This window comes from Luteimonas dalianensis (assembly GCF_049339425.1).
GTDB lineage: Bacteria > Pseudomonadota > Gammaproteobacteria > Xanthomonadales > Xanthomonadaceae > Luteimonas > Luteimonas dalianensis.
The window spans coordinates 200,259-223,774 of record NZ_JBMPPO010000006.1 but is presented as its reverse complement, the minus strand read 5'-3'; the positions used below and the strand labels follow the sequence as shown (position 1 = coordinate 223,774).

At 71.3% G+C, this 23,516-nt stretch carries 21 protein-coding genes and 1 pseudogene; 12 read left to right on the top strand and 10 right to left on the bottom strand.

Annotated elements, in window-relative coordinates:
* The first annotated feature begins 455 nt into the window (after window positions 1–455).
* Window positions 456–3,305 (top strand): winged helix-turn-helix domain-containing protein, encoded by a 2,850-nt coding sequence (locus ACOZ90_RS10660; RefSeq protein ID WP_422893629.1) that lies wholly within the window; start codon window positions 456–458, stop codon window positions 3,303–3,305.
* On the opposite strand, the gene sufT is transcribed toward ACOZ90_RS10660, so the two are convergent.
* Window positions 3,302–3,853: a putative Fe-S cluster assembly protein SufT gene (gene sufT / locus ACOZ90_RS10655; protein ID WP_422893628.1), complete on the bottom strand. Its 552-nt coding sequence runs from the start codon at window positions 3,851–3,853 to the stop codon at window positions 3,302–3,304. The genes ACOZ90_RS10660 and sufT overlap by 4 nt on opposite strands.
* A gap of 64 nt (window positions 3,854–3,917) precedes the next feature.
* Here sufT and ACOZ90_RS10650 point away from each other — a divergent pair, with 64 nt between their 5' ends.
* The gene (locus ACOZ90_RS10650; protein WP_422893627.1) at window positions 3,918–4,331 is read left to right on the top strand and encodes a hypothetical protein; all 414 of its coding nucleotides are present in this window, start codon (window positions 3,918–3,920) and stop codon (window positions 4,329–4,331) included.
* Between the two features lie 33 nt (window positions 4,332–4,364).
* On the opposite strand, the gene ACOZ90_RS10645 is transcribed toward ACOZ90_RS10650, so the two are convergent.
* Window positions 4,365–5,768, bottom strand: a complete 1,404-nt coding sequence (locus ACOZ90_RS10645; RefSeq protein ID WP_422893626.1) for an NAD(P)(+) transhydrogenase (Re/Si-specific) subunit beta — start codon at window positions 5,766–5,768, stop codon at window positions 4,365–4,367.
* Window positions 5,765–6,079, bottom strand: coding sequence for an NAD(P) transhydrogenase subunit alpha part 2 (locus ACOZ90_RS10640; RefSeq protein ID WP_422893676.1), 315 nt, complete (start codon window positions 6,077–6,079; stop codon window positions 5,765–5,767). Before ACOZ90_RS10640 ends, ACOZ90_RS10645 begins: the two co-directional genes overlap by 4 nt.
* Before the next feature lie 207 nt (window positions 6,080–6,286).
* Here ACOZ90_RS10640 and ACOZ90_RS10635 point away from each other — a divergent pair, with 207 nt between their 5' ends.
* The 3 genes from ACOZ90_RS10635 to ACOZ90_RS10625 are packed head-to-tail and all read left to right on the top strand — an operon-like array spanning window position 6,287 to window position 7,635.
* Window positions 6,287–6,835, top strand: coding sequence for an RNA polymerase sigma factor (locus ACOZ90_RS10635; protein WP_422893625.1), 549 nt, complete (start codon window positions 6,287–6,289; stop codon window positions 6,833–6,835).
* Window positions 6,832–7,218: a hypothetical protein gene (locus tag ACOZ90_RS10630; RefSeq protein WP_422893624.1), complete on the top strand. Its 387-nt coding sequence runs from the start codon at window positions 6,832–6,834 to the stop codon at window positions 7,216–7,218. The genes ACOZ90_RS10635 and ACOZ90_RS10630 overlap by 4 nt, the downstream gene beginning before the upstream one ends.
* 3 nt (window positions 7,219–7,221) lie before the next feature.
* A complete protein-coding gene (locus tag ACOZ90_RS10625; RefSeq protein WP_422893623.1) occupies window positions 7,222–7,635 on the top strand; it encodes a DUF3106 domain-containing protein in 414 nt (137 codons plus the stop codon).
* 9 nt (window positions 7,636–7,644) lie between these two features.
* On the opposite strand, the gene ACOZ90_RS10620 is transcribed toward ACOZ90_RS10625, so the two are convergent.
* From ACOZ90_RS10620 to ACOZ90_RS10610, 3 genes are all read right to left on the bottom strand, one after another.
* A complete protein-coding gene (locus tag ACOZ90_RS10620) occupies window positions 7,645–8,751 on the bottom strand; it encodes an NAD(P) transhydrogenase subunit alpha (protein ID WP_422893622.1) in 1,107 nt (368 codons plus the stop codon).
* 40 nt (window positions 8,752–8,791) lie between these two features.
* Window positions 8,792–10,930 carry a DUF1631 family protein gene (locus ACOZ90_RS10615; RefSeq protein ID WP_422893621.1) on the bottom strand — a complete coding sequence of 713 codons (2,139 nt, stop codon included), beginning with the start codon at window positions 10,928–10,930 and terminating at the stop codon, window positions 8,792–8,794.
* A 110-nt stretch (window positions 10,931–11,040) separates the two neighbouring features.
* Window positions 11,041–13,389 carry a DUF1631 family protein gene (locus tag ACOZ90_RS10610; protein WP_422893620.1) on the bottom strand — a complete coding sequence of 783 codons (2,349 nt, stop codon included), beginning with the start codon at window positions 13,387–13,389 and terminating at the stop codon, window positions 11,041–11,043.
* A gap of 117 nt (window positions 13,390–13,506) precedes the next feature.
* Between ACOZ90_RS10610 and ACOZ90_RS10605 the strand changes: the two genes are divergently transcribed.
* Genes ACOZ90_RS10605 through ACOZ90_RS10595 form a run of 3 tightly spaced genes read left to right on the top strand, consistent with a single transcriptional unit; the run spans window position 13,507 to window position 15,574 of the window.
* Window positions 13,507–14,097 (top strand): nitroreductase family protein, encoded by a 591-nt coding sequence (locus ACOZ90_RS10605; protein WP_422893619.1) that lies wholly within the window; start codon window positions 13,507–13,509, stop codon window positions 14,095–14,097.
* On the top strand, window positions 14,085–15,023 hold the full coding sequence (locus ACOZ90_RS10600) for a 5'-3' exonuclease (RefSeq protein WP_422893675.1): 939 nt from the start codon (window positions 14,085–14,087) through the stop codon (window positions 15,021–15,023). The genes ACOZ90_RS10605 and ACOZ90_RS10600 overlap by 13 nt, the downstream gene beginning before the upstream one ends.
* Complete coding sequence (locus ACOZ90_RS10595; protein ID WP_422893618.1) at window positions 15,020–15,574, top strand: NUDIX hydrolase; 555 nt, start codon at window positions 15,020–15,022, stop codon at window positions 15,572–15,574. Before ACOZ90_RS10600 ends, ACOZ90_RS10595 begins: the two co-directional genes overlap by 4 nt.
* Window positions 15,575–15,601: 27 nt before the next feature.
* Here the strand turns inward: ACOZ90_RS10595 and pip are convergent, their stop codons facing one another.
* Both pip and prmC read right to left on the bottom strand, forming a co-directional pair.
* Window positions 15,602–16,546, bottom strand: a complete 945-nt coding sequence (pip, locus tag ACOZ90_RS10590) for a prolyl aminopeptidase (protein WP_422893617.1) — start codon at window positions 16,544–16,546, stop codon at window positions 15,602–15,604.
* Window positions 16,547–16,593: 47 nt separating this feature from the next.
* A complete protein-coding gene (gene prmC / locus ACOZ90_RS10585) occupies window positions 16,594–17,448 on the bottom strand; it encodes a peptide chain release factor N(5)-glutamine methyltransferase (RefSeq protein ID WP_422893616.1) in 855 nt (284 codons plus the stop codon).
* A 531-nt stretch (window positions 17,449–17,979) separates the two neighbouring features.
* On the opposite strand from prmC, the gene ahpC reads away from it, so the two are divergent.
* From ahpC to rnk, 4 genes are all read left to right on the top strand, one after another.
* Entirely contained in the window at window positions 17,980–18,543 is a 564-nt protein-coding gene (gene ahpC / locus ACOZ90_RS10580; protein WP_422893615.1) for an alkyl hydroperoxide reductase subunit C, read from the top strand.
* A 199-nt stretch (window positions 18,544–18,742) separates the two neighbouring features.
* On the top strand, window positions 18,743–20,332 hold the full coding sequence (gene ahpF, locus ACOZ90_RS10575) for an alkyl hydroperoxide reductase subunit F (protein ID WP_422893614.1): 1,590 nt from the start codon (window positions 18,743–18,745) through the stop codon (window positions 20,330–20,332).
* 28 nt (window positions 20,333–20,360) lie between these two features.
* The gene (gene oxyR / locus ACOZ90_RS10570; RefSeq protein ID WP_422893613.1) at window positions 20,361–21,314 is read left to right on the top strand and encodes a DNA-binding transcriptional regulator OxyR; all 954 of its coding nucleotides are present in this window, start codon (window positions 20,361–20,363) and stop codon (window positions 21,312–21,314) included.
* Window positions 21,315–21,438: 124 nt separating this feature from the next.
* On the top strand, window positions 21,439–21,864 hold the full coding sequence (rnk, locus tag ACOZ90_RS10565) for a nucleoside diphosphate kinase regulator (protein WP_422893612.1): 426 nt from the start codon (window positions 21,439–21,441) through the stop codon (window positions 21,862–21,864).
* Window positions 21,865–21,883: 19 nt separating this feature from the next.
* Here the strand turns inward: rnk and msrA are convergent.
* Window positions 21,884–22,444 (bottom strand): annotated as a pseudogene (msrA, locus tag ACOZ90_RS10560) (peptide-methionine (S)-S-oxide reductase MsrA); the annotation flags it as partial.
* Between the two features lie 92 nt (window positions 22,445–22,536).
* The gene (locus tag ACOZ90_RS10555; protein ID WP_422893611.1) at window positions 22,537–23,475 is read right to left on the bottom strand and encodes a DMT family transporter; all 939 of its coding nucleotides are present in this window, start codon (window positions 23,473–23,475) and stop codon (window positions 22,537–22,539) included.
* Window positions 23,476–23,516: the final 41 nt, after the last annotated feature.

Sequence of the window (23,516 nt, the reverse complement as noted above, 5' to 3'; positions counted from 1 at the left end):
TGCATATCCGGCTGCCGCCGGTCACACGTCCAAAGACACCGGGCAAGGCCCTCCTTGCCATTGCCCGGGTCCGCCGGCCCGGACGTGCGGCCCGACCGGCTTGCAGCGGCTGCTGCCACCACCGACTTCCCTGTCCCGGCGCCTCCCTGACACCGGCATCGCACTCGCCTCCGGGCGTTGTCCGCTTGCGCAGGCCCGCCGGGAAGTCACGCTCGGCCGCCTTCCGGTGCGACCGCACACCGACGTTTTAGGTCGATATCCACCCCAACACTTGCGCCTGCGGGTCAAAAAGTTCTCAAATACGTCACAAACTGTGACCGTGATCGGGTTATTGGCACGCCGAACCGCCGTTCGGGGCCGGCCGGTGGATTTCCCGACCACAATGCAATGCCGATCCCCGGAAGGATCGGACGACGCGCCGTGTCGCAGCTGGCTGTTCCTGGGAGGGAAACTACGTGGCAGCAACCACCGCCGGACCCCCTGGCCCGCCCTGGGCCGCGGACACCCTGCGCCTGGCCGTGGACGACCTGCAGATCGACCTGGTCTACCGCCGGGTCGAGCGCCCGGATGGACACGCCGAACTGCCCAACCGCATGTTCGAGCTGCTGCTGCTGTTCCTGGCCGAGCCCCGGGTGCTGCACACCCGCACCGCGCTGTTTGAACGCGTCTGGAGCGGGGTCGTGGTCGAGGATGCCAACCTGTCCCAGAGCGTGTGGATGCTGCGCAAGGCCCTGGGCCCCGAGCGCAGGCACTGGATACGCACCGTGGCCGGGAGCGGCTACGTGTTCGAACCCCCGGGCCCGGTCGAGGCCCTGGCAGCCGCGGACGCCGCCACGCCCGCGGCAACGGCGGCACCCGCGCCGCCCGCCAGCTCACGGCACGCCGCCGGATACCGGCTCATGGCCGGCGCCCTGGCCATGCTCGCATGCCTGGCCGCCGGCGTTTTCAGCTGGCAGCAGACCCGCGGGGCCGCAGCCGCCGCCGCCGAGGCGCCGATCGCGGTGGCCCTGGTCGAAGTGGGCAAGCACGCCGACGACGACAGTGGCTGGCCGGCCAGGCTGCTGCAGGCGTGGCTCGGCTGGAAACTCGCCCAGCTGCCGGAAGTGACCGTGCTGGACGAAGCGGATCTGGCCTCGGACATCACCCCGCTCAAGCCCGTCATCCTGCTGCTCTCGTCCGGGCAGTCGACCGCGGACGCCGGCGAAGCCTTCCTGCGGGTACGGCTGGCAGCGGATCCCGGCGGCGAGGAGTTCCAGACCGAGCTGCGCGGGCCGGCGGCGCAGATGCCGGCGCTGGTCGACGAACTGTCGCAGCAGCTGCTGGCAAGACTGCTTCCGGGGCGCGCAAAGAGCCAGTGGCCAACGCTGGAGCTGGACGCCGACAGCGCCCGCGACTACGCCCGCGTCCACGCGGCCGTGGAGGCGCGCGACTGGCCCGGCGTGGTGTCCAGCGCGCAGCAGGTCATGCACGACGCACCCGGATTCGGCCTCGTCCGGCTGGATCTGGCACACGCCCAGGCCAGGCTGGGGCAGACCGCGGCGGCCATGGAACAGGCGTCGCTGGCCCGCCGGCTGCTGCGGCCGCTGCCCGACGAGGCCGCGCAGCTGCTCCAGGCGCAGGAGCTGTCGATCAACCCGCGCAGGATCGCGCAGGCGGCCGAAGCCTACGGCGCGCTCGTCCGGCAACACCCCGGGCGTCCCGGCCTGGCCCTTGAGCAGGCCCGCCTGCTGGTGCGCTCGGGCAACGCGGAACAGGCGCTGCAGATCCTGTCCGGGCCGGCGTGGGAACGCCAGCCGACCGGAATCCAGATCGGCCGGCAGCTGGGCCTGGCCCACGCCGGCCTGATGCGGGGGGATCCGGACAGCGCCCGCTCCAGCGCGCGCGAAGCCGCCCGCCTGGCCCAGATGGCGGGCAGCGGATGGGAGCTTGAACGCGGCCACGCCCTGATGATGCTCGGCCAGGCCGAGCTGAACCTGATGCGCACGGATGCCGGGCTGGTGATGCTGGAACAGGCCGCCCGCCAGTTCGAAGCCGCCGGCAGCCCCGTCAATGCCAACTACATGCGCTACCAGGCCGAGCTGGTGCAGTCCCCCGACGCCGCCGACAGCCCGATGCTGGACACCCTGCTCGGGGAAGCCCGCCGGGGCGGCTACCGGAACGTGGAGATCGAGCTGCTGCGCCTGGTCGCCTACCGCCACTACCAGGCCGGCCAGCACGATCGCTTCCGCGAACGCCTGGACCAGGCGTTCGCGGTGGCCAGGGAGGCCGGCAACGCCTTCTGGCAGCACCAGATGGATCTGGATCTGCTCAACGAAGACGTGATGCTGGGCGACCTGGACAGCGCCGCCCGGCGCATCGCCCGGCTGCGCGAGGCCGCCCTGCAGGGTGACCGGGCCAGCTGGGTCGCCCACTTCGACGCCTACCTGCTGCAGCTGCGCGGGCTGACGGGCCAGGCGCTGGCCGTGCTGGAACAGCACGCGCCGGCGGACGCGGCCATTGATGCGCCCGCGGAAATCTCCGCGCTCGCCGCCGCGCGGACGGCGTGCGTGCGCACCGGCCTGTTCCTGCAGCAGGGCGACCTGGCCCGGGCGCGGGCCGAGCTGGCGCGCTGCGGGGCCGCCGGACACCCGGGCATCGCCATCCAGGCCCGGCTGCTCGAAGCCGAGCTGCTGCAGCTGGGCGGACATGGCCAACAGGCGCTCGCCCAGCTGGATGCGGCGGCCACCGACATGGAAGCGCTGGCCCTGCAGGGCCCCGACCAGCTGTGGCTGCAGCTGGCCCGCGCGGCGCTGCTCAGTCGCTCCGGCATGCCCGACCAGGCGCGCCACCTGTTCGACGAAGTCCGCACCCGGGCCGGGGAATCGGGCCACGGCTGGATGCTGGCGCTGGCCGAAACCGGCCTGGCCGAAGCCGCAGCGGCCAGCGGCGACTGGGACGCGGGCGAACGCCACCTTGCCGCCGCCTGGCACCACGTGCCCGATGACACCTGGACGCTGGCCCGGCGGCTGGAGCAGGTCGAGGTGGTGCTGTCGCTGGCGCGCGAGGAAGGCGACCGCGCCAGCGAGCTGCTGGCGCGGCTGGATGCCCAGGCACACCTGCTCAAGGACGCCCCTGCCGTGCTCGAAGTGCACAGCCTGATCCCCGCACGTACGCGTTCGGACGCCTGCCGCGAACACGCCGGCCCGCTCCTGGCTGCGGACAAGGGCCTGGCCGGCGCCGACCTGTCGTGGCTGACCGCCGCGCTGCCCTCACCCGACGACCGCGCGCTGGCCCTTGCGGATGCCGACGCGCTCGCCGAGCGCTAGAACATCCCGGTTTCCAGGCGCGCGGCCTCGGACATCATGGTCGCGTTCCAGGGCGGGTCGAACACCAGCTCCACGTCGGCCTCGGCCACCGTCGGGATCATCTCGATCCGGCTGCGGGCGTCGTCCACCAGGATCTCGCCCATGCCGCAACCCGGCGCGGTCAGGGTCATCTGCACCGAGACCTTGCGCTGACCGTCGCCGGCCGGCTCCACCACCACCTCGTACACCAGGCCCAGATCAACCACGTTGATCGGGATCTCCGGGTCGAAGCAGGTGCGCAGCTGCGCCCACACCAGCTTTTCCACCGCGCTCTCATCGGCACCCTCGGGCAGCTCGATCGGCGGCGGCACCTCCTTGCCGATCGCGTCCGCGTCCTTGCCGGCAATGCGGAACAGGTTGCCTTCCACGAACACCGTATAGCTGCCGCCCAGGGCCTGGGTGATGTAGCCGGCGCTGCCCACGGGCAGGGTCACCGCATCGCCCTGGGGCACCAGGACGGCGGGGCAGTCGCGCTCGAAACGCACGGGTTCGCTGGTTCGGGAGTACATGGCGCCCATTGTATCGCCCCGCCCCGGTGACGGTATGCTGTCGCGCCCCGGAATCCGCGCCTCCATGACCTCGATCAACCCCCCGCCCCGGCCCTGGCTCGCGGTGCTGCTGCTGTTGCTGGGCATCGCCGGCTGCGCGGCGCTGTGGGTGCTGGTGTCGATGGCGACCGCCGGCGTGGCCAGCTGGATGGCGGTGGTGGCGGCGCTGGACGCGGCCCTGCTGCTGCGGATGGCACAGGTGCGCCCGGGCGCCTGGCGGGCGCTGTGGGGCGTGCTGGCCACCGCGGTCTGCATCGCGGTGTCACTGTGGGTGGTGGTCGGCGGCCTGCTGGGGCGGATGTTCGGCCTGACGCCGTGGGAGGCCGCCACCAGGCTCGGCCCCTACCACGTCTGGAACCTGATCCAGACCAGCCACTCGGCCGCCGATGCCGCGTGGCTGGCGGCCGGCGTCATCATCGCCGCGGTGCTGTCGCGCTGAGCCCGGGGCCCTTGCCGGAGCCCGCGGCGGCCGTCAGTGCCCGCCGTCGAGCGCCTTGAGCTCCGTCACCAGGGCGTTGGCCATGTCGGCGCCGTCGCCGTACAGCATGCGGGTGTTGTCGGCGTAGAACAGCGCGTTCTCGATCCCGGCGAAGCCGGTGCCCTTGCCGCGCTTGATCACGATGGTGTTCTTCGAATCCACCACGTCCAGGATCGGCATGCCGTAGATCGGGCTGGCCGGATCGGTCCTGGCCACCGGGTTGACCACGTCGTTGGCGCCGATCACCAGCGACACGTCGGTATTTTTGAACTCGGGGTTGATGTCGTCCATGTCCACGATCAGGTCGTAGGGCACCCCGGCCTCGGCCAGCAGCACGTTCATGTGCCCGGGCATGCGCCCGGCGACCGGGTGGATGGCGAACTTCACCTTCACCCCGCGCTCGATCAGCTTCTGGCTCAGCTCCCAGATCTTGTGCTGGGCCTGGGCCACGGCCATGCCGTAGCCGGGCACGATCACCACCCGCTCGGCGTAGGCCATCATCGCCGCCACGTCGCCGGCCTCGATCGGCTTCTGGCTGCCCTCGATCGCCTGCGCCTCGCCACCACCGCCGAAGCTGGAGAACAGCACGCTCTTGATCGACCGGTTCATGGCCTTGGCCATCAGCCGGGTGAGCAGGATGCCGGCCGCGCCGACCATCATGCCGGCGATGATCAGCGCCTCGTTGCCCAGCACGTAGCCCTCGAAGGCCACCGCCAGCCCGGTCAGCGCGTTGTACAGCGAGATCACCACCGGCATGTCGGCGCCGCCGATGGGCAGGGTCATCAGCACGCCCAGCGCCAGCGCCACCAGGAAGAAGGCGATGATCCACGGCACGCCCAGCGTCCACATCGCCAGCCCGCCCAGCACGATGGCCGAAGCGAACACCAGGAAATTGAACACCTGCATGCCCGGGAACGCGTAGCGCTTGTCCATGCGCCCGTCGAGCTTGGCCCAGGCGATCAGCGAGCCCGACAGCGCCACCGCGCCGATCAGCGCGCCGGTCACCGCCAGCACCTGCCCGGTCACGCCCGGTGAAGGATTGCCGCCCGACCAGCGCAGCAGCTCCACCGCGCCGATCGCCGCCGCCGAGCCGCCGCCCAGGCCGTTGTACATCGCCACCATCTGCGGCATGTCGGTGATGGGCACCTTCTTGCCCGAATACCACGCCAGCGCCGTTCCCATCACGATCGCGACCAGGATCAGGGCGATGTTCTCCAGTCCGGGCTGGAAGAAGGTCACCACCGTGGCCAGCAGCATGCCCACGCCGGCCCACTGGATGCCGCTGCGCGCAGTCCGTGGCGAGGCCATGCGCTGCAGGCCCAGCAGGAACAGGGCCGCGGCCACCAGGTAGCTGGACTCGACCACCAGCCGCAGCGTTTCGGGAAGTGTCCAGCTCATGGCGCGCCCTCCTTGCCGCCGTCCCCGGGCTTCTTGCTGGACTTGAACATCTCCAGCATGCGCTCGGTGACCACGTAGCCGCCGGCCGCGTTGCCCGCGCCCATCATCACCGCGATGAACCCGATGACCTTTTCGGCGGTGGTGTCGGCATGGCCGAGCACGATCATGGCCCCGATCAGCACCACGCCGTGGATGAAGTTGGAGCCCGACATCAGCGGCGTGTGCAGGATCACCGGCACCCGCGAGATGATCACGTGGCCGGCGATCGCGGCCAGCATGAAGATGTACAGCGCGGCGAATCCGTCCATCAGTGCCTGCTCCCCTGCCCGGATAGGCGTTGCCCCGCATCATAACCGGACATGAATCGCGCGCCAGTACGTCAACCCCGGCGGCACTGGCGCGTTGACGTTGGCGAACCCGGAATGGAACGCGACTCGACGGTGGACGGCAATCTCGCCAGGCGATCCCCCCTGCCCCAGGCCGCGCCGGCGCGGGCGGCCGGCGGTAAGCTGGCCGGGATGGACGTATCCGCCACCGCCGCCAACGCCGAGACCCGCCCGGCGCAGACGCTGGAAGAATTCTTCGCGTCCGTGCGCGGCCGCGCGTTCCGCTTCGCCGAGCTCGGCCTGCGCAGCCGCGACGACGCGCTGGACGTGGTGCAGGACGCGATGACCCGGATGCTCGGCTATGCCGATCGCCCGGAGAACGAGTGGACGGCGCTGTTCTGGACGATCCTGCGCAGCCGGATCATCGACACCCAGCGCCGGCGCACGTTCCGGCTGGGCTGGATGACCAGCGCCGACGAGCGCGAGGGAGAAAGCCTGGACTGGGCCGACAGCGGGCCCGACCCGTCCCGGGCCCACGACGGCCGCGAAGCCTGGAAACGGCTGTCCCAGGCGCTGCGCGAACTGCCGCGGCGCCAGCGCGAGGCCTTCACCCTGCGGGTGCTGGAGGAGATGGACGTGGCCACCACCGCAAAGGTGATGGGCTGCAGCGAGGGATCGGTCAAGACACACCTGTCGCGCGCCCGCGGCGCGCTGCAAAAGCAACTGGAGGAGTTCCAATGAACGGCGAGTACGAGAGCAGCGAGCGCATCGACCAGATCGCACGGGCGATCCACGCCGAAGCGGTCGACCGCGTGCCGCAGCACACCCTGGCGCGGCTGCGCCCGCGCAGCGCCGCCGCCCCGGCGCGCCGCGGCTGGCGGCCGACGCCCGCGCTGGGCTGGTCGCTGGCGACCGCCTGCGCCGCGGTGTTCGTGTTCGCGGTGGGCATGCATGCGCTGGTGGCACCTGAAGACCCGCAGGCCCTCCCGGCCCCGGCGCTGGCCGAGGCACCGGAAACGCTGCCCGCCTTCGACCCCTATGACGACCCGCTGATCGCGTTCAACGAAGACCCCGACCTGTTCGTGTGGCTGGATTCGGACGCCCAGCCCCTGGCGATGGAGTAACCCATGCGATTCCCCACCCTCACCCTGACACTCGCGCTGGCCGCCGCCCTGGCGATGCCGGCGATGGCGCAATCCGGGCAGCAGCTGCCGCAATGGGATCAGCTCACCGCCGACCAGCGCGAGACGCTGATGTCCACCGTGCGCGACCGCTGGAACGATGCCCCCGAGCACCGCGAGCGCATGCTGCGCCACGCCGAGCGCTGGCAGCAGATGACGCCCGCCGAGCGCCGCAGCGCGCACCACGGCATGAAGCGCTGGCGTGACATGAGCCCGGAGCGCCGCGAGGAAGCGCGCGCCCTCTACCACCGCATGCGCGAGATGCCCGACGCCGAACGCGAGGCGCTGCGCAAGCGCTGGAAGGAGATGAGCCCCGAGCAGCGCCGCGCCTGGCTGGAAGCCAACCCGGCATCGGAGTAGGAGCGCGTCTTACGCCGGTGGCGCCTCGCGCTCGGGCCAGACGGTCTTCGCCAGCAGCTCGTCTTCCCAGTCGAACGCGAGCGCGCCCTCCTCGCTGATCAGCAGCCGGGTGAAGTTGAGCACGTTGCGCGCGTACATCTCGCTGGCGTGCTGGGCACCCTGGCTGGCCAGGTTCAGCGGGCCGGCGATCGACACCCCGCCGTGCTCGACGGTCTCGCCGGGCCGGGTCAGCTCGCAGTTGCCGCCGGTTTCGGCGGCCAGGTCGACCACCACGGTGCCGGGCTTCATGCCCTCCACCATGGCCGCGCTGACGATCTTCGGCGCCGGCCGCCCGGGTACCGCGGCGGTGCATACGATCACGTCGATGTTCTTCAGGTACTCGCCCAGCCGCCGCTGCTGCTCGGCGCGCTCCTCGTCGGTGAGCTGGCGCGCATAGCCGCCCTCGCCCGCGGCGCTCACGCCCAGATCCAGGAAACGGCCGCCCAGCGACTCGATCTGCTCGCGGGTCTCCGGGCGCACGTCGAAGCCCTCCACCTGCGCGCCCAGCCGCTTGGCGGTGGCGATCGCCTGCAGGCCCGCCACACCGGCGCCGATCACCAGCACCTTCGACGGCCGGATGGTGCCGGCCGCGGTGGTCAGCATCGGGAAGAACCGCGGTGCCAGCCAGGCCGCCGCCAGCACCGCCTTGTAGCCGGCCATGCCGGCCTGCGAGCTGAGCACGTCCATGGCCTGGGCGCGGGTGGTGCGCGGCAGGCGTTCGAGCGGGAAGGCGACGATGCCGCGCGCGGCCAGCGCCTCGGCGCGCGCCGGATCCGACTGCGGCTGCAGGATCCCGACCAGCGCCGCGCCCTGCTTCAACAGCGGGATCGCCGTGGCTTCCGGCGGCTGCACGCACAGCACCAGGTCGGCATCGCCAAGCGCGGCCGCGGCCGAGTCGGCCAGCGTGGCGCCTGCGTCCTCATAGGCCTGGTCAGGAAAATGCGCGCCGGCACCGCTGCCACGCTCGACCCGCACGCTGGCGCCGGCGGCGACGAGCTTGCCGCAGGTTTCCGGCGTGACGGCGACCCGCCGCTCCCCTTGCGCGGTCTCGCGCGCGACACCGATGGTCAGGCTCATCCCGCTCTCCGTGTTCCCTCTTGGCCCATCCTAGCGCGAATCAGTCCGCGTCCGGAGATGCCGCCGCCGCTTCCAGGCCGGCCAGCGCGGCCTCCACCGGGCCTTCCGTCGGCCGCGGCACGAGGCTGCCGTCAGCCAGCATCCGCGCAAGCTCTTCCGGACGCAGCAGCAGCTCGCGCGTGCCCTGGGTATTGACCAGCAGGCTGGCGCCGGTCAGCGGGCTGCGCCACACCAGCCGCAGCGCGCGCGCCGGCTCGCCATCCCTGATCCATGCCAGCACCTGTCCGGGCTCCACGCCGGACGATGCCTGGCCGCCGCCATCTGCGGTGCCACCGGGAGCGGACTTCGACAGCGGCGTGAAGTCGTGGTTCCGGCGCGGCATGTCGGGATTGGCGAACTCCGACACCAGCCCGGCCAGCAGGTTGCCCGCGGCCGACGCGTCCAGCCCGCAGGCCAGGTAGCACGCCTGCAGCCTCGGCTGGAGATCGACCAGCTGATCCGCGACCGCCGCGCCGCTTGCCTGCGCAGCCGCAGCGTCCAGCTCCACCAGCGCATCCCCCAGCGCCGCCGCTTCGGCGTAGCGCTGCGAGTCGGGGCCTGACCGCAGCCACGCCTGGGCCAGCGACTGCCGCCACTGATCCTGGAGGAAGCCGGCCACCGCGGGCAGCAGCGGCCTGTCGCCCACGCGTGCAGCCAGCGCCCGGTCGGCCGCCTGGCGGGCGGCGTCAAGGCGTTCGCCGCCCTCGATGGCCTGCCAGGCCCGGCGGCCGCTGATCGTGGCCCGCCGCTCCAGCGGCTCAAGGGCGGCGTCCAGGCGCGCCAGGACATGTGCGAATACCCCGGCATCACCGTGGTATTCCTCCACCAGCTCGCGGGCGGCAACGTCGGCCAGACCGTGCCGCTGTGCATCCTGGTCGGATTCGGCCGGGTTGGCGTCCCACAGCGCCACCAGGCGTGCCAGCAGCTCCAACGCGGGCGGCGCCGGCCGTTCGAAAAGCCGCGGGTCTTCCAGCGCCAGGCGCAGGTAGGGCAGAACCAGCCCGCCCAGCTGCTCCCGCGCGGCGTCCTGCAGCTGGTGGTTGCCGGCCAGCTGGTCGAACAGCAGGCCGACCAGATCCAGCGCATCCTCCTGCTCGGGCGAGGGTGCCGCTGAATTGCTGTCGATCCCGAGGCTGGCCGTCACGCCCAGCAGGCCTGCGCGCGTCGCGTCGGCGTAGCCGCCGCCCGGAACCGGCGCTGGTGCCGCCCCCTGCAGCAGCGAAAGCGCGGCCATGAACTCCTCCGGCCGCAGGTGACGCACCCCGTCACCGCGGCCGGCGGCCGTGGCCGCGCGGCGCTTGCGCATTGCGTGCCGCAGGGCGACGCCGCGGCCGGCATCCCCCGCACCCCCCTCGTCGGCGGGGTTTGCGCGCCAGCTGGCCCGGGCCGGCTCGAGCGCGTTGTCGGCACCCCACATCTGGATCCTGGCCGCACTGGACGCCGGATGGGACGCGACGGTCGCCGCGGCCAGGGTGGCGTAGTCGCTGGTGCCCGCCAACGCGATTCCGGCCTCGGCCAGCTGGCGGTTGCACCAGGCGTAGGCCTCGCCCAGCGCCTCTCCGGCCAGGCGCTCGAAGCGGCGCACCAGCGCGGCGCGCAGCCGCGGCCCGCAATCGGCCGGGGTGAAGGTGTCGAGGAATCCCTGCACCAGGTGGCGCGGCGCGAACGGATTGTCCGGACGCACCTCCCCGCCCAGGGCGGCGGCCAGCGACCACAGGCGCTTGTCGATGGTGTCGAGGATGTCGGCATGGCGGCGCTCGAGCGCCTCGATCGTCGGCTGGCCGATCAGCTGGCCCTGCAGTTCGTCGTCGGACACCAGGCTGAAGGCGTCGCGCGCCACCGAGGCGGCGGGCACCGGCCAGGTGCGCAGCGGATGGCTGAAGCGCGCGCGCCAGCGGCGCTCGTAGGCGGTGATCTCGCCGGCGAGGATATTGAGGTTGGCCAGATCCTCGGCGCCATCCGACGGCGGGGAGTCTTCACGCATCCGGCGCGCCAGTCCGCTGCGCTCGGCGTCGATGGTCGCCAGCAGCAACGGCTGCAGCTGGGCGAGCATGCCGCTGCCCAGCGAGGGCATGAGCTCGGCGCGCGGACTGCCGGCGCGCCCATGCTCATGGCCACCCTTGGTCTGCACACCGGACATGTCCCTGTTCTGCTCCCCCCGCTCGCCGCACGGACTGTAGCAGCCCGTGACGAGCTTGGCAGTTTACGCCAGCGGTTTCACGCACACCGTGAATGCGCGGGCGGATGCGGTCAGCCGTTGGCAGCGCGTGGCGGGACGTCGGACGCCTTGTTCAAGCGCTGCCACAGCTGCTTCATCGCTTCGTCGAACGGCGCATCGACAGATCGCACCACCACCCTGCCGTTGGCCACCAGCATCGCGAGCTCTTCCGGCGAGACCACCATCTGCCGCGCACCGCGGCGGTTGACGATCAGGAAACGCGAGGTCAACGGACTGATCCAGGCGATGCGCCCGGCCGACTCGCGGCCGTGGCGGTCGATCAGGCGCAGGCCCTGTCCGACCCGCAGCCGGCGCATCCGTGCGGCGATCGCGGGATCGTGCTCAACGCTGTCCAGCCCGCCCGCCAGGCGCAGCGGGACGCCGTTGTCCTCGTCTTCGGGCTGCTCGGGCGCCAGGCCCCGCGGCTCGTGGGTGGCGCGCGGGGTATCGGGCATCGCCAGGGCGGAAATGATCCGCGCCAGCGTGTCACGCGCGCCGGCCGCATCCAGTCCGCAGCTGGTGTAGCACTCGCCCAGCGGCGACTGCAGCGCCAGCAGCTGGGCGGCAACCGCCGAACCGCGCACCTGGGCGGCATCGGCATCCACCTGCACCATCGCGTCGCCAAGGCCGATCGCCCTGCGGTGGCGCTCGGACTCCGGCCCCTCGCGCAGCCAGGTCTGGGTGAGGTAGTGGCGCCAGTGTTCATCGATGAACTGCGCGATCGGCTGGGTCAGCGGGCGTCCGGCCAGGCGCGAGGCCACCAGGCTCTCGGCGTTGCGGCGTGCGGCCAGCAGCCGCTCGCGGCCGTGGATGGCTTCGGCGACCCGCTTCTCGGCCACTTCCGAACGCCGGTGCTGCTGGTCCAGCTGGTCGCGCAGCTCGCTGGCGGCCAGTTCGAAGATCGCCTGGTCGTCCTGGTACTCCTCCACCACCCGGTCGACCGCGTGCTCGGCGCGATCCAGGGTTTCGCGATCCTGCGGGCTCTGCCCGGTGTTGCCGTCGCAGGCCTCGGTCAGCGCGTCCAGCAGGCGCCGCGCCGGGTGGCTGCGGCGGTTGAACATGGAGTCGTCGGTCAGCGCCACCTTGACGTACGGCACCACCAGCCGGCCGTACATCGAGCGCGCCCGCTGCAGCAGGTCGTTGGCCTCGCACAGCGACTGGAACAGGATGCCGACCAGGTCGATCGCATCCTCCTCGTCGGCGGCGAAGCGGGTGGTCTTCGGATCCAGGCCCAGCTGCTCCACGCCGCCGAGGATCTCCGCGCGGATCACGTCCGCCAGCGCGCGCCGGTCTTCCCCGGCCAGCACCCGCGCGTACGGCGCCGGATCCTCGCCCTGCAGCAGCGAGGCGACGTTGAGCATGTCCTGGGTTTCCAGCAACTCGCCCGCGGCGTCGGCAGCCGCATCGGCGAGCGCGGTGACCTCGTCGGCCACGCTGTCGCCTTCTTCGGCGGCCACCGGCTGGAAGCCGCCCCGGGCGCGCCAGGCGCGCAGCTGTTCGCGCACGATGTCGCGATAGCGCAGCGGCTGGCCGGCTTCACCCGCAGCCAGGGCCCCGCCGGGGCCACCGCTGCCGCCACCCGGGCCGGCCGCACCTGCCTGCCCGCTTCCCGCGACCGGTGACTGTGCGGCGGAGCCGCCGCCCTGGGGGACGGTCTCCACCACCCCGCCGTCGGGAGTCCACTGGCCACGATCCTCCGCCGTGCGGGCCTGGCCGCTGGCGGCCGGCCGCCCCGACCGTGGCCGGTAGCCGCCCTGCCGGTTTCCGCCGTACGCGGCCTCGGCCAGGGTGGCGTTGGCCTTGGAGTAGACCTCGCCAAGGAGCTTGGGCAGGCGCTTGTCGAACTGCTGGAACACCATCGTGCGCAGGCCGGGAGTGAGGTCGTCGGCCTCGAACAGATCCACGAACGCGGACACCGCGACCTCCGGGCGCAGCGGATTGCGCGGAGTGCCTTCGATCCCGATGCTCGCCGCCAGCGCTTCCAGCCGCTCGTCCAGCTGGGCCAGCGGATGCAGGAACTGGTGTTCGAGCAGTTCGATGATCTGCTGCCCGGCCAGGTGCGTCTCCAGCTCGCCTTCGGACATCAGCTCCAGATCGTGCGGGCGTTCCGGCTCGCTCACGGACTCGCGCCAGCCTTCGAACGCCGCCTCCACCGCCTCGCGGTAGCGGGTGGCAAGCTCCAGCGCGCGATGGCTGAGCGCGAGCACGGCGACGCGGTCTTCCTGGGCGGCGCTGAAGTCATGGCCGGCCAGCGCCGCGAGCCTGACCTGCTCTTCGATCGAGCTCCAGAACCCGGACAGCACGCCCACCAGTTCGGTCACGGCCTCGCGCTTGAGCCGCTCAAGAATCCGTTCCGCGTCCCTGCTGCCGGAAGATGCCATGCGGGGGCGCGGAATGTCTGCGATGTCGTCTCTGGACGCCATTCGGGTCACAATCGGGGGAAAGGCGCGGGCTGCGCGCCATGCCGCATACCATCCTGAATACACGAGGTTACGTCTGTGAACCCCGTCCCAAATGATACCAACGGCCCGCCGGCGCTGGCCAACCGCCGCTCCACCCCGGCCCGCCTGCTCGGCGCCCCCGGCCCCGACCGCGACACCCTGCTGCGCATGCTGACCGCCGCCGTGCGGGTGCCCGACCACGGCCGCCGGGTTCCGTTCCGCTTCATCACCATCCAGGGCGATGCCCGGCACCGGCTCGGCGAGGAGCTGGAGCGCATCACCCGCGAACGCGACCCCGACGCTCCGGCCGCGGTGCTGGACAAGGATCGCGGGCGCTTCTCGCACGCGCCGCTGGTGGTCGCCGTGGTTGCCGTGCTGGATCCGGAGGATGAAAAGATCCCCGCCCAGGAGCGCCTGCTCAGCGCCGGCTGCGTGTGCTTCTCGCTGCTCATCGCGGCGCAGGCCGAAGGCTTCGGCGCCCAGTGGCTGACCGGCTGGCCGTCCCATGACGAACAGGTGCTGACGCGCCTGGGGCTGTCCGCCGACGAGCGTATCGCCGGCTTCATCCACATCGGCACCGCATCGGGCGAAGTGCCCGAGCGCGAGCGCCCGGATCCCGCCGCGCTGCTGAGCGACTGGCAGCCGTGAGCCCCGCGCCACGCCCGCCGCTGCACCTGGTGGACGCCAGCCTGTACGTGTTCCGGGCCTGGCACTCGATGCCGGACGACTTCCACGACGCCGACGGCTGGCCGACCAACGCCGTGCACGGCTTCGCCCGTTTCCTGCTGGAGCTGCTGGAGCGCGAGCGCCCCCGGCACATCGTGGTGGCCTTCGACGAGGCCCACGACAGCTGCTTCCGCAACGCGCTTTACCCGCCCTACAAGGCCAACCGGCCGCCCGCGCCGGATACGCTCAAGCGCCAGTTCGCCTACTGCCGCACGCTGTGCATGGTGCTGGGCCTGCCGGTGCTCTCGCACCGCGAGTACGAGGCCGACGACCTCATCGGCAGCGCCCTGCGCCAGGGCCGCGCGCTGGGCCATCGCGGCGTGATCGTGTCCGCGGACAAGGACCTCTCGCAGCTGCTGGAAACCGGCGACGAGCAGTGGGACTTCGCCCGCGGCGTGCGCTGGGGCCGCGACGGCGTGCATGCGCGCCACGGCGTGCACCCGGAGCAGATCGCCGACTACCTGGCCCTGAGCGGCGACAGCATCGACAACATCCCCGGCGTGCCCGGCGTCGGCGCGCGGACGGCGGCGGCGCTGCTGGCCCACTTCGGCAGCCTGGATGCGCTGCTGGAGCGGATTGACGAGGTGCCGTTCCTGCGCCTGCGCGGCGCGGCCGGGATCGCCAGCCGCCTGCGCGAACACCGCGAGGAGGCGCTGCTGTACCGGCAGCTGGCGACGGTTGCCTGCGATGCGCCCGTCACCGGCGCGCCGTTCGCACGCGCGCCGGCAGACGGCGACGCCCTGCCGGAGCTGTGCCAGGCGCTGGCGTTCGGCCCGATGACCCGGCGGCGGATGCTCGAGGCCACCGGCCTGCCGCTGGCCGGCACGCATCCGGAGGTACCGGCATGAGCGAAGCAACCGCAGCAACCACCGAGCTGCTGCACGAAGGCAAATGGCTGCGGCTGGTCAAGCGCGGCCGCTGGGAATGGTGCGAGCGCACCCACAGCAGCGAAGGCCTGGCGGTGCTGGTGATCGCGGTGACGCCCGATGACGAAGTGCTGTTCGTCGAGCAGCATCGCGAAGCGCTTGGCGCGCCGGCGATCGAGATGCCGGCCGGCCTGATCGGCGACGACTTCGACGACGACACCATCGAACGCGCCGCGCACCGCGAGCTGGTCGAGGAAACCGGCTGGGAGCCCGGCAGGCTGGACGTGCTGCTGGCCGGCCCGACCACCGCCGGCATGAGCAACGAGCGCATCGTGCTGGTGCGCGCGCGCGATCTGCGCAAGGTCGGCGAAGGCGGCGGCGTGGGCGGCGAGAACATCACCGTCCACGCGGTGCCGCGCGCGGACGTCCCGGCCTGGCTCATGCAAAAACACGCCGAAGGCTACGAACTCGACCTCAAGCTCTGGGCCGGGCTGTGGATGATCGACCGCAACCCGGATGGCAGCCCCGCGTAGTCCGGGGCCAAGCCCCCGGCGCCCTGCTCAGCCGGCGAACCGGTCGGTCGCCTGCACCAGCGCGTCGACGTTCTCCGCCTCGAAGGCGGAGTGGCCCGACGCCGGGGTGATCACCAGGTCCGACTTCGGCCAGGCCTTGTGCAGGTCCCAGGCGTTGGCCACCGGGCAGACCACGTCGTAGCGGCCGTGGACGATGACGCCGGGGATATCGATCATCCGGTACACGTCGCGCAGCAGCTGGCCGTCGACTTCGAAAAAGCCGCGGTTGCTGAAGTAGTGGTTCTCGATCCGCGCGAAGGCGAGCGCGAACTGCGGATCCTCGTGATCCTGCATGAACGCCTCGTCCACGTGCAGGAACGACGTCGCCGCCTCCCACACGCTCCAGGCGCGCGCGGCCGCCAGCCGGGTCGCCTCGTCATCGCTGGTCAGGCGGCGGTGGTAGGCGCCGATGAAGTCGTCGTGCTCGTCCTCCGGGATCGCCGCCTCGTACTGCTCCCAGGCCTCCGGGAACAGGCGCGAGGCCCCCTGCTGGTAGAACCACTCCACCTCCCAGCGGCGCAGGGTGAAGATGCCGCGCAGCACCAGCTCGGTGACCGCGCGCGGATGGCTCTGCGCGTACGCCAGCGCCAGGGTCGAGCCCCACGAGCCGCCGAACACCTGCCAGCTCTCGATACCCAGGTGCCCGCGCAGGGTCTCGATATCCTCCACCAGGTGCCAGGTGGTGTTGTCGGTCAGATCCGCGTGCGGGGTAGAGCGGCCCGAGCCGCGCTGGTCGAACAGCACGATCCGGTACCTGGTCGGGTCGTGGAAGCGGCGCATCTTGTCGCTGCAGCCGCCGCCCGGGCCCCCGTGCAGCAGCACCACCGGCTTGCCCTTGGGGTTGCCGCACTGTTCGTAATAGAGGGTGTGGCGCCCGTCCACCGGCAGCATGCCGCTGTCGTAGGGTTCGATCTCCGGATACAGCGTGCGCATGCGGGACTCCCAGCCTGTGTCTGCAAACCGCGCAGTTTACCAGCCGCTCATCCGCCGCCCGCGGCGGCGGCCGGCAAGCGGCCGAGCGTCACCCGCTCCCGATCCTCGAGGTCGCGGGCGGATTCCACCGCCGCCAGCCCCGCCGCGACAAACAGCGCGCGCACCGCGGCGCCCTGCTCCAGCCCATGTTCAACCAGCAGCCAGCCGCCGGGGCTCAGATGCTCCGGCGCCCCGGCGGCGATCATGCGCAGAGCGTCCAGGCCATCGCCCCCCGGGGACAGCGCCCCAGCAGGCTCGAAGCGCAGGTCGCCGCGCTCCAGGTGCACGTCCCCGCCGGCGATGTAGGGCGGGTTGGAGGCGATCAGGTCGAAACGCATCCCTGCCACGGGCCGGTACCAGTCCCCCTGTACGAAGCGCACGTTGGCGATGCCGTGGTCAAGCGCATTCCGGCGCGCCACCTCCAGCGCCCCTGCGCTGCAATCGGTGGCCGTGACCTGTGCCCCGGGCCGCTCGCTGGCCAGGGCCAGCGCGATCGCGCCGCTGCCCGTCCCCATGTCCAGCAGCCTCACCGGCGCACCCGCCGGCACCCGCTCCAGCGCAAGCTCCACCAGCCGCTCCGTTTCCGGCCGTGGAATCAGGGTGTCGCGGTTCACCGCAAGATCAAGCGTCCAGAAGCCGCGCCGGCCGGTCAGGTAGGCCACGGGCTCCCCCGCGACGCGGCGCTCGACCAGCGCATAAAAGCGCCGGACATCCGCCTCCGCAAGCACATCACCCCCATGCGCATACAGCCACGCGGGAGCCTGCCCGAGGACGTGCGCCAGCAGCAGCGACGCCTCGTGCGGCGCGATACGCGCACGCGCCTGCCGCAGCAGCGCGTCGGAAGTCGGGGGCACCTGGTTCATCGGCGCATCCTATGGTTCCCGGCGGAAGGTCGCCAGCAGACTGCAGTTCGGGCCCTGTCTGCAACAGAACGTGCCTCGGGCGCATGGCGTATCCCTGCAGCAAGAGGGGGAGCGCGGTGATACGACGACGGGGCCCATCAGCTCACGGCGCTGGACAACAAAAGCCATTCAGCCCCACCCGACACGGCCCGGTCATTTCCGCTGGCGAAACTCCATGCCAGCACCACCGGATCCACGCGCAAAAAGAAAGGCGGCCGAAGCCGCCTTCCGAAATTCCGTATACGCGTGGGAGGGAGTACGGATACGGAAAAGGTCAAGCAAACACCTGACCTGGATCAATGCTGCTGCATCGCAGCATAAATGACAATAGCCCCTGCCCGCCTACCCAAACCACGAACTCGATTGATACGGACTATTAATTAAATCATATCTATCGATTTTACAGATCAATTCACCACCCCTATCATTCACCCCGACGTCGGCAGCACGCCCGCCGGCCTTTCCCCCTCTCTCCAACCCCACGAGGATTCCATGTCCCTGATCAACACCGAAGTCCAGCCGTTCAAGACCACCGCCTACCGCAACGGCGAGTTCATCGAAGTCACCGACGCCGACCTCAAGGGCCAGTGGTCCGTGCTGATCTTCATGCCGGCCGCCTTCACCTTCAACTGCCCCACCGAAGTCGAAGACGCCGCCGACAGCTACGAGGAGTTCAAGAAGATCGGTGCCGAGGTGTACATCGTCACCACCGACACCCACTTCTCGCACAAGGTGTGGCACGAGACCTCCGACGCCGTCGGCAAGGCCCAGTTCCCGCTGGTCGGCGATCCGACCCACCAGCTGACCCGCGCCTTCGGCGTGCACCTGGATGACGAGGGCCTGGCCCTGCGCGGCACCTTCGTGATCAACCCGGAAGGCGTGATCAAGACGATGGAGATCCACGACAACGCCATCGCCCGCGACGTCACCGAGACCCTGCGCAAGCTCAAGGCCGCCCAGTACGTCGCCGCCAACCCGAACGAGGTCTGCCCGGCCAAGTGGAAGGAAGGCGAGAAGACCATCAAGCCGTCGCTGGACCTGGTCGGCAAGATCTAAGCAGTCCCTCCCCCACTCGCTCCCGTCCCGCAGTCGCGGGGCGGGAGTGAACCGGAGCCCGTGCCCGCATCGCCAGCCAGCCGACGCCAGCACGCCGCGGACCCGCGCGGGCTCCGGTTCACTCCCTCCCCTCCCCCACGTCCGATGCCCGCTGCGCGGTGCGTCGCGACCCCACGCATCCGCACCCAGGAGACTCCCCATGTTGGATCCCGACCTGAAAGCCCAGCTCAAGGCCTACCTGGAGCGCGCCACGCGCCCGATCCACATCACCGCCTCGGTCGACGACGGCGAAAAGTCGGCCGAGCTGCTGTCGCTGCTGGACGACCTGAAGGACGCCAGCGCGCGCATCAGCGTCGAGGTCGTGCGCGACGACGCCGAGCGCAAGCCCTCGTTCGCCCTGACAACCCCGGGCGAGGACATCGGCCTGCGCTTCGCCGGCCTGCCGATGGGCCACGAGTTCACCTCGCTGGTGCTGGCACTGCTGCAGGTCGGCGGACATCCGTCCAAGGCGGCCCAGGAGACCCTGGAGCAGATCCGCGGCCTGGAAGGCGAGTTCCTGTTCGAGACCTATTACTCGCTCAGCTGCCAGAACTGCCCGGACGTGGTGCAGGCGCTGAACCTGATGGCGGTGCTGAACCCGAACATCCGCCACGTGGCGATCGACGGCGCGCTGTTCCAGGACGAGGTCGAGGCGCGCGAGATCATGTCGGTGCCCACCGTGTTCCTCAACGGCAAGCCGTTCGACCAGGGCCGGATGAGCCTGGAGCAGGTGGTGGCGAAGATCGACACCGGCGCCGAGAAGCGCGCGGCCGAGCAGATCGCGGCCAGGGAGCCGTTCGACGTGCTCGTGGTGGGCGGTGGCCCGGCCGGCGCTGCGGCGGCAGTCTATGCCGCGCGCAAGGGCATCCGCACCGGCGTCGCCTCCGAGCGCTTCGGCGGCCAGGTGCTGGACACGCTGTCGATCGAGAACCTGATCTCGGTGCCGCACACCGAGGGCCCGAAGCTGGCCACGGCGCTGGAGCAGCACGTGCGCGAGTACGACGTGGACATCATGGATCTGCAGACCGCCGAGGCGCTGGTGCCCGCCGGCGAGGATGGCCTGCACGAGATCAAGCTGGCCAACGGCGCCTCGCTGCGCTCGAAGACCGTGGTGCTGTCCACCGGCGCGCGCTGGCGGCAGATGAACGTGCCCGGCGAGAACGAATACCGCAACAAGGGCGTGGCCTACTGCCCGCACTGCGACGGCCCGCTGTTCAAGGGCAAACACGTGGCGGTGATCGGCGGCGGCAACTCGGGCGTGGAGGCCGCGATCGACCTGGCCGGCATCGTCGCCCACGTCACCCTGCTGGAGTTCGACAGCCAGCTGCGCGCCGACCAGGTGCTGCAGCGCAAGCTGCACAGCCTGCCCAACGTGACCGTGCTCACCAGCGCCCAGACCACGAAGGTGCTCGGCGACGGCAAGCGGGTGAACGGGCTGGTCTACACCGACCGCGCCAGCGGCGAGAGCCGCGAGGTCGCGCTGGAAGGCATCTTCGTGCAGATCGGCCTGCTGCCCAACAGCGAGTGGCTCAAGGGCACGGTGGAGCTGTCCGGGCGCGGCGAGATCGTCACCGACGGCCACGGCCGCACCAGCGTGCCGGGCGTGTTCGCCGCCGGCGACTGCACCACCACGCCTTACAAGCAGATCGTGATCGCGATGGGCGAGGGTTCGCGCGCGGCGCTGGCCGCGTTCGACCACATCATCCGCACCTCGGCCCCGGCGGCCGCAGCGGACAAGGCCGCAGCGTGAAACCGCGCGCGCGGCAGGCGGCACGGCCGTGAACCTGCGCGACCTGTACTACCTGGTCGCGCTGGCCGACCACCGGCACTTCGGCCGCGCCGCGGCCGCGTGCTTCGTCAGCCAGCCGACCCTGTCCACCCAGATCCGCAAGCTGGAGGAAGAGCTCGGCGTGGCGCTGGTGGAGCGCAACCCGCGCCGGGTGATGCTGACCCCGGCCGGACACGAGGCCACCGAGCGGGCGCGCCGGATCGTGGCCGAGGTCGAACAGCTCAAGGAAGCCGCCCGCCGCGACCAGGATCCCGAATCGGGCACGGTGCGCCTGGGCATCTTCCCCACCCTGGCCCCCTACCTGCTGCCGCACGCGGTGCCGGCGGTGCGCGCCCGCTTCCCCCGGCTCGAGCTGCTGCTGGTGGAAGAAAAGAGCGACGTACTGATGGCGCGCCTGCGCGAGGGCCGGCTGGACGCGGCGATCCTGGCCCTGCCGGTCGAGGACGACCAGTTGCACAGCGAGCTGCTGTTCGAGGAGGACTTCGTGCTGGCGGTGCCCGAGGGGCATCCGATGGCCAGCCGTGAATCGCTGCGCATGCGCGACCTGGGCAGCGAGCGCCTGCTGCTGCTCGAGGACGGCCACTGCATGCGCGAGCAGGCGCTGGAGGTCTGCCACCTTGCCGGCGCGCACGAGAAGAGCGAGTTCCGCGCCACCAGCCTGGAAACCCTGCGCCAGATGGTCGCCGCCAACGTCGGCCTGACCCTGCTGCCCGCGCTGGCGGTCAAGCCGCCGGTGGCGCCCTCGCCGGACATCCGCCTGCTGGCCTTCGACAGTCCCCCGCCCAGCCGCCGGATCGCCATGGTCTGGCGCCGCACGTCGGCCCTGGACGGGTTCCTGCGCCACCTCGCCGGGGTGTTCCGCTCGCTGCCGGGCGATCTGTTCGAATATCATTCGCCGCCCGGCGCCGGGAACCCGGCGCAGGATCCTGCCGCAGACGCTTGATCGCCATCACAAGCGGAGCTACGGTAGAACCGTACCGACAGCGGGCGGCGCGCCAAGCGTCGCCCGCTGTTCGTTCAGGACTGACAACAGCCCCAGCGAAGGGGCCCATCCAGGAAGCAGACCCATGACTGACCGCCGTCCCGACCAGGCGCCCCCGGCCCTGATCGTCTCAAGCCTCGACGCCGCCCGCCTGGAGGCGCTGCTCGAGTCGCCGCGCTGGCGCGACCTGCCGGCCGCGCAGGCCCTGCAGGAAGAATTGCTGCGCGCCGAAGTGCGCCCGCTCGACAGCATGCCCGCCGGCGTGGTGGGCATGCACTCGCGGGTGGAGTGCGAGGACGAGGACAGCGGCAAGCGCTACCACCTGACCCTGGTGTACCCGCACGAAGCCGACGTGGCCACCTGGCGGGTGTCGGTGCTGGCGCCGATGGGCAGCGCCCTGATCGGCCTGTCCGTGGGTCAGCACATCGACTGGAACAACCCCGAGGGCCGCCCCCTGCACCTGAAGGTGATCGCGGTGGAACCGCCGGCCGCCCCGGAAGCGGCCTCCTGAGCCGCCACGCGGGCGCCGCTCAGGCGCCCGTGCCCACCGGGCAGCTCACGCCCGTGCCGCCGATGCCGCAGTAGCCGGCGGGATTCTTCGACAGATACTGCTGGTGCTCGGGCTCGGCGTAATGGAATGCCGGGGCCGGGTGCACGATCTCGGTGGTGATGTCGCCCAGGCCGGCCTCGCGCAGGCGCTGCGCGTAGAGCGAGCGGCTGTCCAGCGCCGCCTGGTGCTGCTGCGGGGTGTAGCAGTGGATCACCGAGCGGTACTGGCTGCCCACGTCGTTGCCCTGGCGCATGCCCTGGGTGGGGTCGTGGCCTTCCCAGAACACGCGCAGCAGGTCGGCGAAGTCCACCACCTGCGGCTCGTACACCAGCAGCACCACTTCGGCATGGCCGGTGTTGTTGCTGCAGACCTGGCGGTAGGTCGGGTCGGGCGCGTGGCCGCCGGCATAGCCGGCCGCGGTGGTGACCACGCCGGGCATCGACCAGAACAGCCGCTCCACGCCCCAGAAACAGCCCATGCCGAAGTGCACCCGCTCCGTGCCGGGGAACTCGCCCTGCAGCGGGCGGCCGTGGACATGGTGGAGTCCGGACATCATGCGTTTCCTCGGTCAGCGGTCATGCGCCCATGATGTGGCCTGCGGCGGCGCCTTCCAAGCCGCCGCCCGGCGTCCGTTCACGCGGCCTGCGCCGGCAGCCGCGAGCGGCCCCTGAGGCTGGCCAGGAAGATGCCGGCCAGGGTCAGCGCCAGGCCCAGCCAGGCCCGCGGCTCGACGACCAGATCCAGCACCATCAGATCCAGCAGGAAGGCGACGATGGGCTGCAGCAGCAGCAACAGGCCGATCACGGCCACCTTCAGGTGCGCCATCGCCCGCGAAATCAGCACCCAGCTCAGGCAGTGGCCGAGCCCGGCCAGCAGCAGCAGCCAGCCCAGCGAGCGCCAGGTCGGAATGACGAAGGAACTGCCTTCGGCCACGCCCGCCAGCCCCAGCAGCACCGCGCACAGCAGCGCGCTCATGGCCAGCACCTGGACGATCGGCGCGTCGCGATGGCCGGCGGCCAGCCCGGCATCGTGCGCCTGCCGCTGCGCGCGGCGCAGCGACAGGTTGTACAGCGCGTAGCACAGCCCGGTGCCCAGCCCGGCCCACACACCCCAGCGGTAGTCCGCCGGCAGGCTGTCCCAGTCGCCGCCCAGCATCAGGGTCAGGCCGAAGAAGGCCAGCGCGATGCCGGACATGAAGCGCAGCCCGACCCGCTCGCCGAACAGCACCACCCCGGCCAGCGCCATGAAAAACACCTGCGCGTTGGCCAGCAGCGTCGCCAGCCCGGGCCCTACCAGCAGGATGCTGCGGTGCCACAGCCACAGGTCGGCGGCAAAGGCCGCCGCCGCCGCCGCCGACCACCACCACACCTGCCGCGGCAATGGCCGCCAGCCGCGCTGCAGGAGGATCACCGCGCCCAGCATCAGCCCGGCGAACAGCATCCGGTAGAACGCCGAAATCGTCGGCGGAGTCTCGGCGAAGCGAACCATCAGCCCGTTGCTGCCGATCACCGCCGCACCGGACAGCATCCACAGCAGCGCCTGCCCGCTTCGAACATCGCCCTGCTGCTGCATGCCACGCACTGCCGGGAAAAGGGAGCGCGCAGCTTAGCAGC

Bases quoted from the DNA above. Each gene is read 5' to 3' on its own strand.
- ACOZ90_RS10645 (WP_422893626.1), bottom strand. From the start codon at position 5,768: ATGAGCTGGACACTTCCCGAAACGCTGCGGCTGGTGGTCGAGTCCAGC.
- prmC (WP_422893616.1), bottom strand. From the start codon at position 17,448: ATGAACCAGGTGCCCCCGACTTCCGACGCGCTGCTGCGGCAGGCGCGT.
- pip (WP_422893617.1), bottom strand. From the start codon at position 16,546: ATGCGCACGCTGTATCCGGAGATCGAACCCTACGACAGCGGCATGCTG.
- ahpC (WP_422893615.1), top strand. From the start codon at position 17,980: ATGTCCCTGATCAACACCGAAGTCCAGCCGTTCAAGACCACCGCCTAC.
- ahpF (WP_422893614.1), top strand. From the start codon at position 18,743: ATGTTGGATCCCGACCTGAAAGCCCAGCTCAAGGCCTACCTGGAGCGC.
- ACOZ90_RS10630 (WP_422893624.1), top strand. From the start codon at position 6,832: ATGAACGGCGAGTACGAGAGCAGCGAGCGCATCGACCAGATCGCACGG.
- ACOZ90_RS10610 (WP_422893620.1), bottom strand. From the start codon at position 13,389: ATGGCATCTTCCGGCAGCAGGGACGCGGAACGGATTCTTGAGCGGCTC.
- ACOZ90_RS10620 (WP_422893622.1), bottom strand. From the start codon at position 8,751: ATGAGCCTGACCATCGGTGTCGCGCGCGAGACCGCGCAAGGGGAGCGG.
- ACOZ90_RS10635 (WP_422893625.1), top strand. From the start codon at position 6,287: ATGGACGTATCCGCCACCGCCGCCAACGCCGAGACCCGCCCGGCGCAG.
- ACOZ90_RS10615 (WP_422893621.1), bottom strand. From the start codon at position 10,930: ATGTCCGGTGTGCAGACCAAGGGTGGCCATGAGCATGGGCGCGCCGGC.
- ACOZ90_RS10650 (WP_422893627.1), top strand. From the start codon at position 3,918: ATGACCTCGATCAACCCCCCGCCCCGGCCCTGGCTCGCGGTGCTGCTG.
- ACOZ90_RS10625 (WP_422893623.1), top strand. From the start codon at position 7,222: ATGCGATTCCCCACCCTCACCCTGACACTCGCGCTGGCCGCCGCCCTG.
- sufT (WP_422893628.1), bottom strand. From the start codon at position 3,853: ATGTACTCCCGAACCAGCGAACCCGTGCGTTTCGAGCGCGACTGCCCC.
- rnk (WP_422893612.1), top strand. From the start codon at position 21,439: ATGACTGACCGCCGTCCCGACCAGGCGCCCCCGGCCCTGATCGTCTCA.
- ACOZ90_RS10595 (WP_422893618.1), top strand. From the start codon at position 15,020: ATGAGCGAAGCAACCGCAGCAACCACCGAGCTGCTGCACGAAGGCAAA.
- ACOZ90_RS10555 (WP_422893611.1), bottom strand. From the start codon at position 23,475: ATGCAGCAGCAGGGCGATGTTCGAAGCGGGCAGGCGCTGCTGTGGATG.